Here is a 17,508-nt window from a genome sequence, read left to right on the forward strand (position 1 = left end):
GGGGCGGGAAGGGCGGGCGGTGGGCGCCACGACGTCGGGCGCGATCGAGGGGCTGTGTGCCATGCGCCTGCTCTACGCCCACCGGCGGTGCGCGTCGATGCTGTGGGCGCACCGGTCGCAGCGGAAAAAATCAAAATGTGATGTTGTAACGTGTGTCGGGCAGGACTATCTGCATCGTCCATGGCCAGCAGCAGCATCCCCTTGCGGCGCGACGGTGTGCTCGATCGGTTCGCGATCGGGCTGTCGGGTCTGTGCGTGGTGCACTGCCTGGCGAGCGCGCTGTTCCTGGGGCTCTTCGCCTCGGCCGCCGGCGCGCTGATGAACCCCTTGTTCCACGAAGTCGGCCTGGCGCTCGCGATCGGCTTCGGCGCGCTGGCGCTTGGCCGCGGCATGATGACGCACGGCTATATGATGCCGGCGGCGATTGGCGGCCTCGGCCTCGGCGTCATGATGGGCGCGCTTCACTTGCCGCATGGCGGCGGGGAGACCTTCTGGACGATCATCGGCGTCGGCCTGCTGGCGCTGGGACACGACCTGAACCGCCGCGCCATCGCCTGACCCGCAGGCGGCTTGCCGCGGCCTCGGCGGAGGCTTATCTCATCGCCATGCACGCGCACGACCATCATGAACATTCGGGCGAGGCGCTTTCGCGCGTCGCGGAAGCCACTCTGGTTCGCTCGGGCGAGCAGTGGACGGCCATGCGCGCGCGCATCTTCTCGGTCCTGGCGGGCTTCGAGAAGCCGGCCTCGGCCTATGACATCGCCGATGCGGTGTCGCAGGCGGAGGGGCGCCGCGTCGCCCCGAACAGCGTCTATCGCATCCTGGACCTGTTCGTGAACGCGAACCTCGCGCGCCGGGTCGAGAGCGCCAACGCCTATGTCGCCAACGCGCACCCCGATTGCCTGCACGACTGCATCTTCCTGGTGTGCGACAGCTGCGGCCAGACCACGCACATCGACGACGACAGCATCACCCGCACGGTGCGCTCGGCAGCGAGCGGTGCCGGCTTTGCGCCCACGCGTCCGGTGATCGAGGTTCGGGGCAAGTGCGCGGACTGCCGCTAGGCCGCCGACCTTCCGTTTCCGGCAATCGACACTGCGCGCGGGTCGCGCTAAGCCCTGCCGATGGTAGACGTTCCTAATACGCCGCTGCTCGACACGGTCCGGACGCCGCAGGATCTGCGGGCGCTGAAGCCTGCGCAGCTGCGCCAGCTTGCCGACGAACTGCGCCTGGAAACCATCTCGGCGGTGGGCACGACGGGTGGCCACCTCGGCTCCGGCCTCGGCGTGGTCGAGCTGACGACGGCGATCCACTATGTGTTCAACACGCCCGACGACCGGCTGATCTGGGACGTCGGGCATCAATGCTATCCGCACAAGATCCTGACCGGTCGCCGCGACCGCATCCGCACGCTGCGCCAGGGGGGCGGCCTCTCCGGCTTCACCAAGCGCAGCGAGAGCGAATACGACCCGTTCGGCGCCGCCCATAGCTCGACCTCGATCTCGGCAGCGCTGGGCTTCGCCATCGCGAACAAGATCGCCGGCCGGCCCGGCAAGGCGATCGCCGTGATCGGCGACGGCTCGATGTCGGCGGGCATGGCCTATGAGGCGATGAACAACGCCGAACAGGCTGGCAATCGCCTGGTCGTGATCCTCAACGACAACGACATGTCGATCGCGCCGCCGGTGGGCGGGCTTTCGGCCTATCTGTCGCGCATCGTCTCCAGCCGCGGCTTCCTGGGAATCCGCGAGACGCTGAAGAAGGTCGCCCGCCGCCTGCCGCGCCCGCTGCATTCGGCCGCCCGCAAGACCGACGAGTTCGCCCGCGGCATGACGATGGGCGGCACGTTGTTCGAGGAACTCGGCTTCTACTACGTCGGCCCGGTCGACGGCCACAACCTCGACCACCTCATCCCGGTGCTGGAGAACATCCGCGACGCGGAAGAGGGCCCGATCCTGCTCCACGTCGTCACGCAAAAGGGCAAGGGCTATGCCCCGGCCGAGGCGTCGGCGGACAAGTACCACGGCGTCCAGAAGTTCGACGTCATCACCGGCACCCAGGCCAAGGCACCGCCGGGGCCGCCGAGCTACACCAGCGTCTTCGCACAGGCGCTTGTGGCCGAGGGCGAACGCGACCCGAGCATCTGCGCGATCACCGCGGCGATGCCCGCGGGTACCGGCCTGGACAAGTTCCAGACGCGGTTCCCCGAGCGCAGCTTCGACGTCGGCATCGCCGAGCAGCATGCCGTCACCTTTGCGGCCGGCCTTGCCGCCCAGGGGATGCGCCCGTTCTGCGCCATCTATTCGACCTTCCTCCAGCGCGCGTACGACCAGGTGGTCCATGACGTCGCGATCCAGAACCTGCCGGTCCGCTTCGCGATCGACCGCGCCGGGCTGGTGGGCGCGGATGGCGCGACTCACGCGGGCAGCTTCGACGTCACCTATCTGGCGACGCTTCCGAACATGGTCGTGATGGCCGCCGCGGACGAGGCGGAGCTGGTCCACATGACCCACACCGCCGCGCTCTACGACGACGGTCCGATCGCGCTGCGCTACCCGCGCGGCAACGGCGTCGGCCTGCCGCTTCCGACCACGGCGGAACGGCTCGAGATCGGCAAGGGCCGCGTGGTCCGCGAGGGCAAGAAGGTCGCGATCCTTTCGCTCGGCACCCGCCTGGAAGAGGCGCTCAAGGCCGCCGACCAGCTGGAGGCCAAGGGCTTGTCGACCACGGTCGCCGACCTGCGCTTCGCCAAGCCGCTGGACGAGGCGTTGATCCGCCGCCTGCTCACCACCCATGAGGTTGCGGTGACGCTGGAGGAGGGCGCCATCGGCGGCCTCGGCGCCCATGTCCTCACCTATGCGAGCGACGAGGGCCTGATCGATGCCGGGCTGAAGCTGCGTACCATGCGCCTGCCCGACGTCTTCCAGGACCAGGACAAGCCCGAGAAGCAGTATGACGAAGCGGGCCTGAACGCCCCGCAGATCGTCGACACGGTGCTGAAGGCGCTGCGCTGGAACGAGGGCGTCGAGGAAACCCGCAAGCCGGCCTAAGCGGGCAACCGGTACTCCTGCGAAAGCAGGAGTCCAGGGCCACGAACGCTTCCGCCTGAGGCTCTGTGCTCCTGCCTGCGCAGGAGCACGGCGCTAGTTTCCGGTCCCGCCGGCCCCTCACTCCACCCGCAGCATCATCGCGTGCGCCATGCGCAGGAACGACTGCTGGATCTGTGCGCCGAGCGCCGGCTCCACCCGGTTCTCGGCGAGCGCGCGGCTCATCGCGTGCACCCATTGCCGGGCGGTTTCGCGCGTGATCGGCATTTCGCGGTGCAGCGACATGATGCAGGCGCCGGGCCGCGCGACGAACCAGTCCCTCGGGCCGCCAAGCCACGCGCTGAGGAACTGCGTCAGCGACACCCGAACCGGCAGCAGGTCGGCGTCGTGCATCGCCCGAAGCTCGGCATATTCGGGCGCATGCTCCATCAGGTCATAGAAGCGGTCGACGACCAGCCGCACGCCATCCGCCCCGCCGATGCGGTCGTACAGGCTCGGCAAAGCCTTGGCAGAAGAGGCGGGGGCGGCGGTCATCATCATCTCCAGGCGTGGCAGCGCAGGATCGCAACTAGGCGGACCGAACCCGATCCGCCTTGATCTCGCGCAACCGCTTGCAGGTCCTCAGGGCCGCATCGTCCCCGTGTCCATGAAGCGCTGGTGCCAGGACAGCGCCTCCCCCGGCAGCGACGGCGCGTGCAGGCCATAGCTCCCCTTCAGGGCGCGCGCGTAATAGTCGGCGAGCATCGGGCGGTAGTCGGGATGCGCGCAATTCTCGATGATCAGCCGCGCGCGCTGCTTGGGGCTCAGCCCGCGCAGGTCGGCCAGCCCCTGCTCGGTGACGATCACCTGCACGTCCTGGTTGATGTGGTCCACATGCGCCACCTGCGGCACAATCGCGGAGATGGCGCCGCCCTTGGCGGTCGAAGGCGTCATGAAGATCGAGATATAGGCATTGCGGGCGAAGTCGCCCGATCCGCCGATGCCGTTCTGGATGCGCGATCCCATGACATGGGTCGAATTCACATTGCCGTAGATGTCGGCCTCGATCAGCCCGTTCATCGCCAGGCAGCCGAGCCGCCGGACCAGTTCCGGATGGTTGCTGATCTCCTGGGGGCGCAGCACCATCTTGGTCCGGTAGACGCCCATGTTCGCATTGAGCCGTTCCGCCGCCTCGGGGCTCAGCGAGAAGCCGGTGGCGGAGGCCATGCGCAGCCGCCCGCTGTCCAGCAGGTCGAGCATGCCGTCCTGGATCACCTCGGTGAAGGCGGTCATGTCGTGGAACGGGCTGTCGACCAGGCCGGTCAGCACCGCATTGGCGATGTTGCCGACGCCCGATTGGATCGGCAGCAGCGACGCGGGCAGGCGCCCCTGGCGCACCTCATGCCCGAAGAATTCGAGCAGATGGCCCGCAATCGCGCGCGCCGTCGCGTCCGGCGGGCTGAAGGGCAGGTTGCGGTCGGGCGCGTCCGTCTCCACGATCGCGACGATCTTGTTGGGGTCGCAACGGAAATAGGGTTCGCCGATGCGATCGTCCGGCCGCACCAGCGGGATCGGCACGCGCGCCGGCGGCAGCGCCGTGCCGTAGTAGATGTCGTGCACGCCTTCGAGCCCAGCGTCCTGCCAGCGGTTGACCTCCAGGATCACCTTGTCGGCGCGGTCGATCCAGGTCTTGTTGTTGCCGACCGAGGATGACGGGATCAGCGCGCCGTCCGGGCGGATGCCGGACACTTCGATCACCGCGACGTCCAGCGGCCCCAGGAACCCCTCCCAGGCCATCGGCGCGACCTGGCTCAGGTGCATGTCGAAATAGTCCATCTCGCCCGCGTTGATCTTCGCGCGCGCGATCGGATCGGAGTTGTAGGGCAGGCGGAACTCGATGCCGTCCGCCTTAGCGAGTGCGCCGTCGAGCTCCGGCCCGGTCGAGGCACCCGTCCAGATGCGGACGCGGAACGGCCGGCCCGCTGCGTGTTCTGCTTCGATCCGCGCGGCCAGCGCCGTCGGCACGGCCTTGGGGTACCCGGACCCGGTGAACCCGCTCATGCCGACCGTGTTGCCGGACGAGATGTGGGTCGCAGCCTCGGCGGCGGTACAGATTTTGCCGCGAAGCGCCTGACACGCGATACGGTCGACCATTGGGTTCTGTTCTCCGTTAGGGGGTTCGGCGCTGCATCAGCATCGCAGTGATCGCCTGGCGGGCCAGCGGCAGGCGGCTGCCGACCCGAAGCGTCGCATGACGCGCGAGCCGCGCGCCGGGACGCTCGTCCGTATAGAGCCGCACCAGGAAATTCGTGGCGGCATAGAGCGGCCGGCTGGCGAGCCGGTGCGTCATCTCGTAGCGGCGCAGCAGCGCGGGCGCCGCGATGTCGCCGCCGCGTCGTGCGGCATCGGTCACCAGCTGCGCCAGCGTCGCCTGGCTCTGGAGACCCAGGTTGAAGCCATGGGCGGTCACCGGGTGCATGCCCACGGCCGCATCGCCGATCAGCGCCGCGCGCGTCGCCGCAAAGTGCCGGGCATAGGTAGTGGCGAGCGGATAGATGTGCGCCGGCGCGTCCACTTCCATCCGGCCGAGCCGGCCTTGGTAGCGCCGCGTCAGCTCCGCCCCCAACGCTGCATCGTCCAGCGCCGCGATCCGCTCCATGGCTTCCGCGGGCAGGGTGAGCACCGCCGACGAGCGCCGGCCGTTCAGCGGCAGCATCGCCACCGTCTGGTGATGATCGAACCATTCGGTGGCGACGCCCTGATGGTTGCCCTCGTGGCGGACCCGGCACACCATCATCGATCGGCCGAGCCGGTTGATCTCCGCCCCGATTCCCAGCTGCTCGCGTACCCGCGAGAAGCGCGAGTCCGCCGCCACCAGCAGCCGCGCGGAAAGAACCCGCCCGTCGTCGAGCGTCACGTCGGCGGACCGTGCGTCCGTCCGGATCGCCGCAACGCCGGTGCCGGCAAGCAGCGTCAGGTTCGGCTGGTCGGCGACCGTCCGGTACAGCGCCTCGCGGATGCGGTGGTTCGGCACCATCAGGCTGAGCGGGCCGCCGCCGTGGCCGGACGTCTCGAACGAGAGCGCGAAGGGGGAGGCGCCGTTCAGCACCCGCGCCTCGTTGAGCGGCGAGATCTCGTCCGCCGGCAGCAGGTTCCAGGCGCCTAGTGCCTTGAGCGTGCCGATCGACCGGTGGGTGAGGGCGATCTCGCGCCCGTCATAGGCTGGGGCGGCGATCGCCGCCTCCGGCTGGCGCTCGATCACGGTCACGCGGAGTGGCGCATCGGCCAGCGAACGCGCCAGGCTGAGCCCGGCGGGACCGCCGCCTATAATCACTACCTCACTATCCATCGCGCGAACCTCCCGTGTGCCGGGCGCTATGCGGGTGCCCTCCTGCGCCCGTCCTTGCGCCCGATCAACCCGCTCCTGCCCGTAAAACGTCTCGGGGCGCTGGAGTGCCCCACCGGGCTCGACATTTGCGCGCAGGCGCTCCACTTCAGCGCCATGACCCGCAACGCCCCTGCGCCGGCCTGGCGCGCGTTGCATGATCTGGGAGCACGCGCATGACGTTGGTTGGTGTCGACTGGGGATCGAGCAACCTGCGTGCCTATCGCTTCGGCGCGGATGGTACGGTGATCGACCGGCGCGACTCCCCGCGCGGTGCGGCACGGCTCAAGCGCGACGAGTTCCCCCAGGTGCTGGCCGACACGCTCGAAGGCTGGCTGGAGGCGGATACGCGGGTGGTGCTCGCCGGCATGGTCGGCGCGCGCGCCGGCTGGCACGAGGCACCGTATCTTCCATGCCCCGCCGATCCGGCCGGGCTCGCCGCCGCCGCCCTGCGGGTCGAGGATGCGCCGGCCCATTGCTTCATCGTCCCCGGCCTCTCCGCGCGCGACGCAAGCGGCGTCGCCAACGTGATGCGGGGCGAGGAGACCCAGATCCTCGGCAGCGGGCTATCGGACGGCATCATCGTGCTGCCCGGTACCCACAGCAAATGGGCGCGCGTCGAAGGGGGCCGCATCACCGGCTTCTCCACCATCATGACGGGTGAGATGTACGCGCTGCTGCGGAACAACTCGCTGCTGGGGCAGCTGGCGGAGGGGGAAACGCCCGACGAAGCCGCCTTCACGCTCGGCGCCCAGCGCGCGCTCGACAATCCGGCAGGCGTGCTGCCGCTGCTCTTCTCGGCGCGCGCCGACGTGCTGCTCGGCAGCCTCGCGCCGCAGGCGGTCGCCAGCTATCTCTCGGGCCTGCTGATCGGCGGCGAAGTGGCGGCGATGCGGGATGCAGCCGGGCAGGGCGTGGTGCTGATCTGCAACGCCGTGCTTGCCGCGCATTACAGGGTGGCCCTGGCGCTCGCCGGCGTGACGGGCGTGACCGTGGTCGACGGCGCCGATGCGGTGGCGCGGGGCCTGTGGCGAATTGGAGGATTGCTGAAGTGACGATCGAAACTCTGCTGGGCGGCCTGCCGCTCGTCGCCATCCTGCGCGGCCTGACCCCGGACGAGGCGCCGGCGATCGCCGACGCGCTGTTCGATGTGGGCTTCCGCTGCCTGGAAGTGCCGCTCAACTCGCCCGAGCCGTTCGACAGCATCCGCCGCATCGTCGATCGCGTGGGCGATCGCGCGCTCGTCGGGGCGGGCACGGTGCTGACCATGGCGGACGTCGGCCGGGTGGCGGATGCCGGGGGCAAGATCGTGATCTCGCCCAACACCGACGTCGATGTGATCGCCGCGACCAAGGACGCCGGGCTCCAGTCGCTGCCCGCCTTCTTCACCCCCAGCGAGGCGTTTCGCGCCATCGCCGTCGGTGCCGACGCGCTCAAGCTCTTCCCCGCCGAACTCGCCGGACCGCAGGGGCTGAAGGCGATGCGCGCGGTGTTGCCCAAGAGCTTCCCCGTCTTCCCCGTCGGCGGCATCGATCCCGACACCATGGGGCCGTACCTCCAGGCGGGTGCCGCCGGCTTCGGGATCGGCTCGTCGCTCTATGCGCCCGGCCGCAGCGTGGAGGATGTGCGCGCCCGCGGCGCGGCACTGGTCCAGGGCTTCGAGGCGGCCCGCGCCGGCTGACATACATGCCGGCAGCGGCGCGTCCGTGAGAGGTCTTCAGCGTGCCTCGACCGAGTCGAGGATGCGCCCGCCGGCCATGAACACCGCGACCGGGCAGAGGGCGAACAACGCCCAACCCCCGGCCCCGGGGTATTGCTCGACATAGTTGAGCCCGCGCTCGACGGCGCCCATGCCGAGGCCGTAGATCACCAGATAGGCCTCGAACTTGGTCTTGATCGTGAACAGGCGGGTGACGCGGTTCCACATGGCCGACGCGTAGCAAGCCCCGTGCCAGCGGCAGAAAACCGCGCCCTCTGCGCGCCACTGCGTAGTTAACTGTCAGTTAATTCGACAAGTTCGAGCGTTTCGAGCAGCGCTCCTCGTGCGGTTTCGATCTGCTCGATCAGAGCCGGATCCGCGATGGCGTCATGCGCGATCGTCTCCGGCCAATGGCCGCGAATGACCTCCGCAATCCGGTCGAGCTTCGCCTCGTCCACCAGGAACCGCGGGTCGATCGTCGCGGGATTGGCGACGACGCGCAGGCGCAGGCAGGCGGGGCCGCCGCCGTTCGCCATCGACTCGCGAACGTCGACCACTTCCAGCCGGCGGATCGGGCCATTGCCTGCGACATGCTCCTGCAGCCAGTTCCACACCGACGGCGTCGCTCGCGCTTCCTCCGGCAACACCAGCGCCTGCACCCCATCCGGCAGCGTCACCAGCTGCGCGTTGAAGAGGTAGGAGGCGATCGCGTCCTCCAGCGGCACCCGTGCCGCGGGCACCTCGACGATCTCCACCTCCGGCAACAGCCGGCGGAGGTCGGCGTAGAAGCCAGGCGCGTCGGCGAAGGCCTGCTCGTGGCAGAACAGCACGCGCTCGTTCGCCACCGCCACCACGTCGTTGTGGAAGGCGCCGGCGGCGATCGCCGCATCGGATTGCTGCACGAATAAGGTGCGGGTCGGGTCCAGGCCATGCGCCCGCGCCACCGCCGCGCTCGCCTCGCGATGCTGGCGGGCGGGGAAGGGCCCGCCGCCCACGCCATAGACGAACACCTCGACGCCCGGCTGGCCATGGCCCGCCGAGAGCCGCATGTGGTTCGCCGCGCCTTCGTCTCCGAACGGCGCCGGCACGGGCGGATGCACCGCAAAGCTCTCATGCGCGAAGGCGAGCCGCAGCTGTGCCAGCGTCTCGGGCCACTCGTGGCTGCGATGCGCCATAGTGACGAGGTTGGCGACGCTGAGATGACAGCGGCCATCGGCCGTATCGGGTGCCGGGGAGACGGTGGCAGCATTGGCCGCCCACATCGCCGAGGCCGACAGCGCCTGCGCCTTCAGGTGCGCAGGTGCCGCCGCATAGTCGGTCGCGAGCGCCGCCAACCAGCGGTGATCCGGTCGCGGGTGCGGCAGCAGGATCCCCTGCGCCAGGCCGAGGGCGAGGTTGGCGTGCATCTTGGCGATGCCCTGCAACGCCGCCGCGCGCGGGTGCGAGACCGCACCGGCATTGCGGGTCGCGGCCAGGTTGCCGTGGCTCAGCCCCGCATAATTATGGCTCGGCCCGACGATCCCGTCGAAGTTGATCTCCCGCACCGCCATCAGTCGCGCTCCACCACCGTCACCTGGTCGCCGGCATCGACGCCCAGCAGCGCGGCGCAGGCGGGGTCGAGCAGCACGTCCCCGGCATCGGCCGTGCGTACCTGGCCCAGCGCGACGCGGAAATGCTCCAGCCGCCCGGCCGATACCAGCATCGGCTCCCCGTCGCCGCCCAGCTCGGCCACACGCACCTGCCGCGCGTTGCGGATGGTCGCCACCTGGTCGGTCCGGGCGGTCATCGTCGGCCCGCCGTCGAAGATGTCGACGTAGTTCTCATAGTGGAAGCCTTCGCGCTCCAGCATCCGCATCGCGGCTCGGCCCGATGGGTGGGGCAGGCCGATCACCGATCGCGCATTCTCCGGCAGCATCGCCGTGTAGACCGGATGCTTGGGCATCAGGTCGGCGATGAACTGGTTGCCGTGGATGGCGTTGAACTGGTCCGCCTCCTGAAAGCTCATGCCGAAGAAGCGCCCCGCCACCCCGTCCCAGAAGGGCGAGCCGCCCGCCTCGTCGATCACGCCGCGCAGCTCCGCCAGGATGCGGTCGGCGAAGCGCTGGCGATGCGCCTTGATGAACAGGTAGCGGCTGCGCGCCAGCAGCAGCCCGAGCCCGCCGGCGCGCTCGCCCGGATGCAGGAACAGCCCGCCGACCTCGCTCGCGCCCTCCAGGTCGTTCACCAGGTTGAGGATCTCGGCCCGAAAGGTCCGGCGCAGCGCCTCGCTATGCTTGGTGAGGGTCGCGACCCGATAGGAGTAGAAGGGCCAGTGCTGCCCGACCTGGGTGAAGATCTGGCAGGTGCCGCGCACCTCCTGCGTCTCCGCATTCTCCAGCACCAGCACGAACAGCTCGTCTTCCAGACTGTCGGCGTCGCGCGCGAAGGCGGCGTGGCTGCGCTCCAGCTTCGCACGCAGGGCGGGCTTGTCGGGGGGCAGGTTGGTGAAGCCGCCGCCGGTCAGCTTCGCCATTTCATAGAGGTGCTGCAGGTCCTCGTCGCGGGCGGCGCGGATGCGAAAGCTCATGCGCTCCCCCGCTCGACCAGCCGCAGGATCGAAAGTGCCGACAGCGCGGCGCGCTCGGCGAGGCTGTCGGGCAGCATATATTCCTCCGGCGAATGAATGGCGCCGCCGCGCACGCCCATGGTGTCGACCACCGGCACGCCGCATGCGGCGATGTTGTTGCCGTCGCACACGCCACCGGTGTCGCGCCAGCCGACCGAAAGCCCCAGGCTCTGGCCCGCATCGCGAACCAGCCCGAACAGGCGCTCGGCCGCGGCATCGATCGGCTTGGGCGGCCGGTTGAAGCTGCCGTGGCACTCGACCCGCACGTCGTGCCCCGCCGCCACCTCGGTCGCGGCCGAGTCCAGCGCCGCCTGCGCGCGCGCTGCCGCATCGAGCGAGGCGGGGCGGAAGTTGACGCGCAGCACCGCGTGCTCCGGCACGACGTTGTTGGGGCTGCCGCCGTCGATCCGCGCCGGATTGACGGTGAGGCCATCGCCTGCCGCATCCGCCAGCCGCAGCGCAAGCTCGGCGGCCGCCACCAGCGCGTTGCGGCCTTCCTCGGGATTGCGACCGGCATGGGCGCTGCGCCCCGTCACCGCGAGGGAGAAGTTGCCCGTGCCGCCGCGGGCTCCCGCCAGCGTTCCGTCCGCAAGCGACGGCTCGTAGACGAAGGCGGCGGCCTTGCCGCGTGCCGCGCGCGCGATCAGCGGCGCGGAGGAGAGCGAGCCCGTCTCCTCGTCGGAGTTGATGACCACCTGATAGCCCAACCGCCCGGCAAAGCCCGAGTTCTCGATCGCCTCGAGCGCGGCGAGCATCACCGCCAGCCCGCCCTTCATGTCGGCGACGCCGGGGCCGTTCAGCGCGCCATCCTCGCGCACCCGCATCTTCTGGAACGGGTGGTCCGCCGGATAGACCGTGTCCATGTGGCCCGCGAACAGCAGCTGGATCGGCGCCTGCGGCCGCACCGTCAGCAGCAGGTGGCGTCCGTGCTCGATCGGCTGGAGCCGCCCGCTGGCGGAGATCGCCTCGACCGGGTCCGGCTTGATCAGCGCGATCCCGCCGGGAAGTACGGAAAAGGCGTCCGACAGCAGTTGCGCCATCCGCGCCAGCCCGGCGAGATTGCGCGTGCCGCTGTTGACCGCGACCCAGGGTTCGAGGTGCGCCAGCATCGGGGCAGCGCGCGCCCGTTCGACAACGGCGGCTTCCGCGCTTGTAAGAACATCCATGGGAGCGAGGCTAGCGCGGTTCCGCCCCGGAAGGAACGGGGCCTAGAAGGAATAGACCAACGAGGCGCGGGTGGTGGTGTCGGTGGTGACGCTGCCTTCGGGCGGGCGGCTTTCGTATCGCACCGCATAGGAGACCTGCGCGGAGAGCGGCCCCAGCAGCTTGGCGTCGACCGCTGTGGTGCTGCTGACCGTGCTGTTCGCCTGCGCGGCCAGATAGGCGGAGGCGTCCTGGCGCAGCGTCAGCGCGGGGGTCAGGCGCCAGTCGAAGTCGACCGAACCGCGTGCGGCAAGGCTGCTTTCCTGGGTCTCGTCGGTGAAGTCGGTCTGACGAAACGCAGGGCCGAGTTCCAGGTCCAGGGTCAACGCCGGCCGCTTGATCGCGCTGTAACCGGCACCCGCCGAGGCCGAGAAGCGGCTGTTGTACCCGACGAACCGGTCGCTCTCGAACTGCGTCGATCCGTAGACATAGAGCCGGTCGTCGACCTTGTAGTTCGGCTCATAGGCGGCGAGATAATATTCCCGGTTCGTGACGCCGTTCGCCTTTTGATAGTCGAGCTGCAGGCGCAGCTTGTGGCGCCAGCGGAAACCCTCGCGCGACAGGTCCAGCACGCCGGTCGCGCCGAAATTGTCGGTGTTGCCCGAACTCGCATAGCCGCCGAGTTCGGCCCGCCCCTTCACCAGCGCGAAGAACGAGGATTCCTGGAGCTCGCGGGTGCGTTGGGCGGCGCGGTCGGCCGTCCACTTGCCGGTGATCTCGCGAACCAGGTCGATGCTGTCCGGCGCTGCGATCCGCGAATATTTGACCAGCGTCGCGACCTCGCCCTCGTTGCCCGATGCCATGGCGGCATCGAGCATCATCTTGAGCTGCTCAGGGATCGGCGCGTCCTTCTTGGCGGCAGCCGGCGGCGCGGCATTTGCCAGCAGGAGCGGTGCGGCAAGGAAAAGATACGCAGCCTTGATCACGCGCCTGTCCTTAGCTGCAATGCAGCGAGAGGTGAACCCGCCTTCCGACTCGCTCCGTCGCGTCAGCGCGCGGTCCGACCCAGCGGCTCGGCGAACAGCTCGAGCAGCCGCTCGTAGAGCGCACGCTTGAAGCCGACGATCGCCTCCGGCAGCTCCTCCGGCTCGGCCCAGCGCCAGGCGCGGAACTCCGGCTCGGGCGTCGCGATGTCGATGTCCTGTTCCTCGCCCTCGAAGCGGAAGGCGAACCAGCGCTGGCGCTGCCCGCGATACTTGCCGCCCCAGACCTTGCCGATCATGTCTTCCGGCAGGTCGTAGGTGAGCTCTTCCGGCGCCTCGCCGATCAGCGAGACCTTGTCCGGCTGCACGCCCGTTTCCTCGCGCAGTTCGCGCAGCGCCGCTTCCAGCGCATCCTCGCCCGGATCGATCCCGCCCTGCGGCATCTGCCAGGCCTCCAGCGTCGAGTCGATCCGCTGGCCGACGAACACGCGGCCGTCGCGGTTGATCAGCATGACGCCCGCGCAGGGCCGGTAGGGAAGGGTGGTGTCGTTCATGGCAGTTCTCCTAGCGGTGCGGCCGCGGCCAAGTCGAGGGGCTCAGCCAGCCGCCTGCGCCAGGACGCGCTCGGCTTCCGCCTCGGTGATGATCTGGCGCAGCGCCACCAGCGCGCCGGCAAGGTCGCCCTGGCTCGACGGGATCGCGCGGCGCAGGTTGAGGAACCCATGCACATTGCCGCGCGCCTCGCGATAGGTGACGGCGACGCCCACCTGGGCGAGCGCCGCCGCATAGGCGCGGCCCTGGTCTCGCAACGGATCGAGCCCGGCGGTCAGCACCAGCGCGGGCGGCATCTCCGCCATGTCGCCCAGCAGCGGCGAGGCGCGCAGGCTCGCGCGCTCTGCCCGATACGCCTCGCCGAACCAGGCAAGCGACTCGCGGGTCAGCAGATAGCCGTCGGCGAACTCGGCGTGGGAAGGATATTCGCGGGTGATGTCCGTCACGGGATAGATCGGCCACTGCGCGATCACCGGCGCCGCCGCGGGCCGATCGCGCAGCGCCATGGCGGTGACGATCGCCAGCGCGCCGCCCGCACTGTCGCCCGCCAGCACCAGGCTTGTCACGCCGCACTCCAGCACGGCTGGCCCGGCCGCGAGCCAGCGGGCGGCGGTCTCGGCGTCGTCGGGCGCCGCTGGCCACGGGTGCTCGGGCGCCAGCCGATAGTCGAGCGCCACCACCGGCAGGTCGAGCATCCGCGCGATCTCCGCACAAAGGCTCGCATGCGAGTCGAGGTCGCCGATCACGAAGCCGCCGCCGTGCAGGAACAGCACCACGGGCCCGGGCTCCCGCGCGGGACGCGCGTCGAACAGGCGGGCGCGCAGGTCGCCGTGCGGCGCGGGGATGGTGCAGTCGCGGACCACCGCCAGCGTTCCTGTCGGCAGATCCGCCACGTCCTTGGTCGCAAGGAGCTGCGCGCGTGCGGCGGCCGGCTCCAGCTCATGCATGCGCGGGCCGGGCATGTTCTCTGGATAGCCGAGGAAGGCGCGGACGTCGGGGCGGACGAAAACGGTCAAGGCGCTCTCCTGTGGCGCGGCGTTGCGGCCGCGGTGCGTGCGCTTACCTATGAAGCGTGATCCGCGTCGTCCACCACCCCGATTATGTCGCGCCCGCACCCGCGCGCAGCACCTATCAATGGAACAAGAACGGGCTGGTCCGCGACCTGCTGCGCGCGCAAGGAGCCGGGATCGAATGGCACCAGCCCGATCCCATGCCGCGCCGCTGGATCGAGGCGGTGCACGAACCCGGCTATGTCGCTGAGGTGATCGAGCTTGCCGTACCCCCGGAAAAGGCGCGCCGGATCGGCTTCCCGATCACCGCCGAGGTGGCGACACGCGCGCAAGCAGTTCCCGGCGGCACCTATCTCGCTGCCCGGCTCGCGCTCGAACACGGCTTTGCCGCGAACACCGCCGGCGGAAGCCACCATGCGTTGGCGGACACCGGTGCGGGCTTCTGCGTGTTCAACGACCTTGCGATCGCCGCCAACCGGCTGGTGGAGGAGGGGGCGGCCGCGCGCGTGCTGGTGGTCGATTGCGACGTGCACCAGGGCGACGGCACCGCCTCGCTGCTGGCAGGCCGGCCCGGCTTCGCCACCTATTCGATCCACGCGGACAAGAACTTCCCCGTGCGAAAGGCGCGCTCGACCCTCGACGTGCCGCTCGCGGATGGCGTCGGCGACGACGAATATTGCGCGGTGCTGGCGGAAACGCTGGTGCCGCTGGTCGACGGCTTCGCGCCTGACCTGATCCTCTACCAGGCGGGGGTGGACCCGTTCGCGGGCGACCGGCTCGGCCGGCTCGCGCTCACCCGCGAAGGTCTTGTCCGCCGGGATCGCTGGGTGGCGACGCTGGCGCGCGACCGCGGCATCCCGCTCGCGAGCGCATTGGGTGGCGGCTACGGCGACGATGCGATGGAGGTGTCGGAGCGGCACGTCACCTCGATCCTCACGCTCGGTGGGGTCTTCGCCGGATAAGGTCGGTAGCAGGACGGCTTGCGGTGACCGCGCGGAGGTGCATGTAGGGCGCCATGCACGCGCCTCGCTCCTCCTTACCCTCTTCCCTGACCGCAACGCGCGATCCGCTCCGCTGGCTTGCGCCCGTGTTCGAACGGATGCTCGGCCGGATCGACCGGGGCCTGGAGGTCGGCGCGATCGAAGCGACGCTTCCGAGCGGCCGTGCCGTCCGGCTCGGCGGGCGCGGCGAGGGGCCGGTCGCGGTGGTGGTGCTCCACCGCTGGCGTGCGATGCTGCGGCTCGCGACCGGCGGCTCTGCGGGCTGGTACGAGGCCTGGGTATCGGGCGACTGGTCGAGCCCCGACCCTGTGCCGCTGTTCGACCTCTTCATGCGCAACGGCCGCGCGCTCGGCAACGTCGGCCGCGCGGGGCGGCTGACCGGCATCGTCCGGCGCTTCGCCCATTGGTCGCGCCGCAACCATCGCGCCAATGCCCGCCGCAACATTCAGTTTCACTATGATCTGGGCAACGATTTTTACCGCGCCTGGCTCGATCCCAGCATGACCTATTCGAGCGCGCTGTTCGCCGATCCCGCCGAGCCGCTGGAGGCGGCGCAGGACCGCAAGCTCCAGGCGATCCTCGACCGTACCGGGACCAAGCCCGGCGACACGATCCTGGAGATCGGCTGCGGCTGGGGCTCCTTCGCCGAGCGCGCCGCCCGCGCGGGTCGCCGCGTCCATGGCCTCACCCTCTCGTCCGAGCAGAAGCGGTTCGTCGAGCAGCGCATCGCCGATGCGAAGCTCGATGGCGTGGAGGTGTCGCTCACCGACTATCGCGACGCCACCGGCAGCTACGACGCCATCGCCAGCATCGAGATGGTCGAGGCGGTGGGGCAGGAATATTGGCCGGCCTACCTGGACGCGATCGCCGCGCGGCTGAAGCCGGGCGGCCGCGCCGCGCTCCAATATATCGCGATCGATGACGCGCTGTTCGACGCCTATGCGAACAACGTCGACTTCATCCAGGCCTACATCTTCCCCGGCGGCCTGCTGCTTTCGACCGAGCGCTTCCGTGCGCTTGCCGAGGCGCGGGGCCTCGCCTGGCAGGACGAGCACCGCTTCGGCCAGGACTATGCCGAGACGCTCCACCGCTGGCGCCTCGCCTTCGACGCAGCCGAGGCAGCCGGCGACCTCCCGGATAATTTCCCGCCCGGCTTCGCCAACCTGTGGCGCTATTACCTGATGTATTGCGAAGGCGGCTTCCGCGGCGGCGGCATTCACGTCGCCCAGGTCACGCTGGTCAAGGGCGGCTAGTCACACGTCGCGCGCCGGTGCTCCTGCGAAGGCAGGAGCCCAGGGCCACAAGCGTCACCGTCGGAAACTCTGGGCTCCTGCCTGCGCAGTAGCACGAGTACCTCAGTCGACCCGCTCGAAATGCCCCGTCTCGAACCCTGACACCATCAGCGCCGTGATCCGCTCCGCTACTACCTCCGGCGGCTTGACGCTCTCCGGTGCCTCGCCCGGATAGGCGCGCGCGCGCATCTTCGTGCGGGTGGCGCCCGGATCGACGATGGCGGTGCGGATCGCCGTCAGCTGGCGCACTTCCTGGCCGAATGCGGTCAGCAGGTTCTCGAACGCCGCCTTGGACGAGCCATACAGCCCCCAGTACGCGCGCGGGGTGCGTGCGACGCTGGAGGTGAGCCCCACGACCCGACCGTTCTTCGCCTGGCGCAGCATCGGCCCGAACGCGCCCAGCAGCGCTGCCTGCGCCGTCACGTTGAGCGTGAACAGCTTCGACATCTCCTTGAAGTCGATCGCGTTCACCGGCCCCAGCGTACCCAGCATTGCGGCGTTCAGCACCAGCATGTCGAGCGCCTGCCAGCGCTCGCCCAGCGCCGCTGCCAGTCGCGCCACGCCGTCCGGCTCCGCCAGGTCCAGCGGCGCGATCGTCGCGCTGCCGCCTGCCTGGTGGATCTTCTCCTCGACTTCCTCCAGCCCGCCCGGCGTGCGCGCGGTCAGCACGACGTGCGCGCCCTGCGCGGCAAGCGCCTGTGCCGTCGCCGCGCCGATGCCGCGGCTGGCCCCCGTCACGAGCGCGAGCTGGTCGGCAAGGGGCTTGTCGGTCATCGAAGATCCTGGAGCTTGGAAAAGAAAGGGCAGGGGTG

18 protein-coding genes are annotated in these 17,508 nt (G+C 69.8%); 7 read left to right on the forward strand and 11 right to left on the reverse strand.

Annotation, left to right across the window (positions count from 1 at the left end):
- Positions 1-180: 180 nt before the first annotated feature.
- Genes VPH46_RS00005 through dxs form a run of 3 tightly spaced genes read left to right on the forward strand, consistent with a single transcriptional unit; the run spans position 181 to position 3,050 of the window.
- Complete coding sequence (locus VPH46_RS00005) at positions 181-558, forward strand: MerC domain-containing protein (RefSeq protein WP_125960135.1); 378 nt, start codon at positions 181-183, stop codon at positions 556-558.
- Between the two features lie 47 nt (positions 559-605).
- Complete coding sequence (locus tag VPH46_RS00010; RefSeq protein WP_125960134.1) at positions 606-1,064, forward strand: Fur family transcriptional regulator; 459 nt, start codon at positions 606-608, stop codon at positions 1,062-1,064.
- Between the two features lie 60 nt (positions 1,065-1,124).
- Entirely contained in the window at positions 1,125-3,050 is a 1,926-nt protein-coding gene (gene dxs, locus VPH46_RS00015) for a 1-deoxy-D-xylulose-5-phosphate synthase (protein ID WP_416607748.1), read from the forward strand.
- Positions 3,051-3,167: 117 nt separating this feature from the next.
- Here the strand turns inward: dxs and VPH46_RS00020 are convergent, their stop codons facing one another.
- From VPH46_RS00020 to ubiM, 3 genes are all read right to left on the reverse strand, one after another.
- On the reverse strand, positions 3,168-3,581 hold the full coding sequence (locus VPH46_RS00020) for a group II truncated hemoglobin (RefSeq protein ID WP_416607750.1): 414 nt from the start codon (positions 3,579-3,581) through the stop codon (positions 3,168-3,170).
- Between the two features lie 87 nt (positions 3,582-3,668).
- Positions 3,669-5,180 carry an acetyl-CoA hydrolase/transferase family protein gene (locus tag VPH46_RS00025; RefSeq protein ID WP_416607752.1) on the reverse strand — a complete coding sequence of 504 codons (1,512 nt, stop codon included), beginning with the start codon at positions 5,178-5,180 and terminating at the stop codon, positions 3,669-3,671.
- Between the two features lie 16 nt (positions 5,181-5,196).
- On the reverse strand, positions 5,197-6,375 hold the full coding sequence (gene ubiM / locus VPH46_RS00030; protein WP_416607754.1) for a 5-demethoxyubiquinol-8 5-hydroxylase UbiM: 1,179 nt from the start codon (positions 6,373-6,375) through the stop codon (positions 5,197-5,199).
- Positions 6,376-6,587: 212 nt separating this feature from the next.
- Between ubiM and VPH46_RS00035 the strand changes: the two genes are divergently transcribed.
- Positions 6,588-7,466 carry a 2-dehydro-3-deoxygalactonokinase gene (locus VPH46_RS00035; protein WP_416607756.1) on the forward strand — a complete coding sequence of 293 codons (879 nt, stop codon included), beginning with the start codon at positions 6,588-6,590 and terminating at the stop codon, positions 7,464-7,466.
- Positions 7,463-8,092 (forward strand): 2-dehydro-3-deoxy-6-phosphogalactonate aldolase, encoded by a 630-nt coding sequence (locus VPH46_RS00040; protein ID WP_416607758.1) that lies wholly within the window; start codon positions 7,463-7,465, stop codon positions 8,090-8,092. Before VPH46_RS00035 ends, VPH46_RS00040 begins: the two co-directional genes overlap by 4 nt.
- A gap of 36 nt (positions 8,093-8,128) precedes the next feature.
- Here VPH46_RS00040 and VPH46_RS00045 read toward each other — a convergent pair whose 3' ends face one another.
- The 7 genes from VPH46_RS00045 to VPH46_RS00075 form a co-directional block, all read right to left on the reverse strand.
- A complete protein-coding gene (locus VPH46_RS00045; RefSeq protein ID WP_416607760.1) occupies positions 8,129-8,338 on the reverse strand; it encodes a hypothetical protein in 210 nt (69 codons plus the stop codon).
- A gap of 65 nt (positions 8,339-8,403) precedes the next feature.
- Positions 8,404-9,660, reverse strand: coding sequence for an N-succinylarginine dihydrolase (locus VPH46_RS00050; protein WP_416607762.1), 1,257 nt, complete (start codon positions 9,658-9,660; stop codon positions 8,404-8,406).
- Positions 9,660-10,676: an arginine N-succinyltransferase gene (locus VPH46_RS00055; protein WP_416607764.1), complete on the reverse strand. Its 1,017-nt coding sequence runs from the start codon at positions 10,674-10,676 to the stop codon at positions 9,660-9,662. Before VPH46_RS00055 ends, VPH46_RS00050 begins: the two co-directional genes overlap by 1 nt.
- Positions 10,673-11,881, reverse strand: a complete 1,209-nt coding sequence (locus VPH46_RS00060) for a hydrolase (protein WP_416607766.1) — start codon at positions 11,879-11,881, stop codon at positions 10,673-10,675. Before VPH46_RS00060 ends, VPH46_RS00055 begins: the two co-directional genes overlap by 4 nt.
- Positions 11,882-11,923: 42 nt before the next feature.
- The gene (locus tag VPH46_RS00065; RefSeq protein WP_339538384.1) at positions 11,924-12,844 is read right to left on the reverse strand and encodes a DUF481 domain-containing protein; all 921 of its coding nucleotides are present in this window, start codon (positions 12,842-12,844) and stop codon (positions 11,924-11,926) included.
- Positions 12,845-12,906: 62 nt separating this feature from the next.
- Complete coding sequence (locus VPH46_RS00070; RefSeq protein ID WP_416607768.1) at positions 12,907-13,395, reverse strand: RNA pyrophosphohydrolase; 489 nt, start codon at positions 13,393-13,395, stop codon at positions 12,907-12,909.
- Between the two features lie 42 nt (positions 13,396-13,437).
- Positions 13,438-14,355, reverse strand: a complete 918-nt coding sequence (locus VPH46_RS00075) for an alpha/beta hydrolase (protein WP_416608324.1) — start codon at positions 14,353-14,355, stop codon at positions 13,438-13,440.
- A 110-nt stretch (positions 14,356-14,465) separates the two neighbouring features.
- Between VPH46_RS00075 and VPH46_RS00080 the strand changes: the two genes are divergently transcribed.
- A complete protein-coding gene (locus VPH46_RS00080) occupies positions 14,466-15,365 on the forward strand; it encodes a histone deacetylase (RefSeq protein WP_416607770.1) in 900 nt (299 codons plus the stop codon).
- 53 nt (positions 15,366-15,418) lie between these two features.
- On the forward strand, positions 15,419-16,657 hold the full coding sequence (locus tag VPH46_RS00085) for a class I SAM-dependent methyltransferase (protein WP_416607772.1): 1,239 nt from the start codon (positions 15,419-15,421) through the stop codon (positions 16,655-16,657).
- Between the two features lie 102 nt (positions 16,658-16,759).
- On the opposite strand, the gene VPH46_RS00090 is transcribed toward VPH46_RS00085, so the two are convergent.
- Positions 16,760-17,470 (reverse strand): SDR family NAD(P)-dependent oxidoreductase, encoded by a 711-nt coding sequence (locus VPH46_RS00090; protein ID WP_416607774.1) that lies wholly within the window; start codon positions 17,468-17,470, stop codon positions 16,760-16,762.
- Positions 17,471-17,508: the final 38 nt, after the last annotated feature.

It is taken from the genome of Sphingomonas sp. MJ1 (PH-R8) (genome assembly GCF_048058635.1).
Classification (GTDB): Bacteria; Pseudomonadota; Alphaproteobacteria; order Sphingomonadales; family Sphingomonadaceae; genus Sphingomonas.